Annotated in this window: 1 protein-coding gene; it reads left to right on the top strand. The window is 61.2% G+C overall.

Going from position 1 to position 771, the window contains the following annotated elements; translation table 11 throughout:
• Positions 1 to 154 precede the first annotated feature (154 nt).
• Positions 155 to 771: IS6 family transposase (locus NS334_RS16110; RefSeq protein ID WP_058756967.1), on the top strand; the 617-nt coding region annotated here is incomplete at its 3' end.

Genomic DNA, 771 nt, shown 5'->3' with positions numbered 1-771 from the left:
TTTGCGAGCCGCAGACTGCGAGTACGCGCAAGTATAATTTATCGACCGGCCAATGCCGTTTGATGCGTTGGTCGTTCGACTTGGGAAGTTGCGCGGGTCCTTCAAACCAAATGCACCTGCTGGCAATCGGGTTAGGGTGGGGTAGGGCGGGGTCATGCCCCGCCCGCGCAAGCCTGCCTCGCCGTTTCGCTACTTCAACTCGTCGCCAGAGGTGATCCGGCTGGTAGTGCTGATGTACGTGCGCTTTCCGCTGAGCCTGCGGAACGTCGAGGACCTGGTGTTCGAGCGCGGGATCGACATCTGCCACGAGACAGTGCGGTTGTGGTGGAACAGGTTCGGTCCGCTGTTCGCCGGTGACATCCGCCGGCAGCGTGTGAGCCGGATGCGCGGCTTTCGTCACTGGCGCTGGCACCTGGACGAGATGTACGTGAAGCTGAACGGCGAGATGGTCTATCTGTGGCGAGCGGTCGATCACGAGGGTGAGGTGCTGGAAAGCTACGTCACCAGAACCCGCGATAAGGCAGCCGCGCTCGCGTTTATGAAGAAGGCGCTTAAGCGCCACGGCTCCCCTGAGGCGATCACCACCGACGGTCTGCGCAGCTACCGTGCCGCCATGAACGAGCTTGGCAACCGCGATAAGCAGGAGGTGGGTCGCTGGGCCAACAACCGGGTGGAGAACAGTCATCTGCCATTCCGACGACGAGAGCGAGCGATGCTGCGGTTCCGCCAGATGAAGACGCTGCAGAAGTTGGGACTGTCAGGAATTTTGTG

The organism is Sphingomonas endophytica, assembly GCF_001476895.1.
Taxonomy (GTDB): Bacteria; Pseudomonadota; Alphaproteobacteria; order Sphingomonadales; family Sphingomonadaceae; genus Sphingomonas; species Sphingomonas endophytica_A.
The sequence above is the reverse complement of the archived record's forward strand: the minus strand, read 5'-3'. Positions and strand labels throughout refer to the sequence as shown.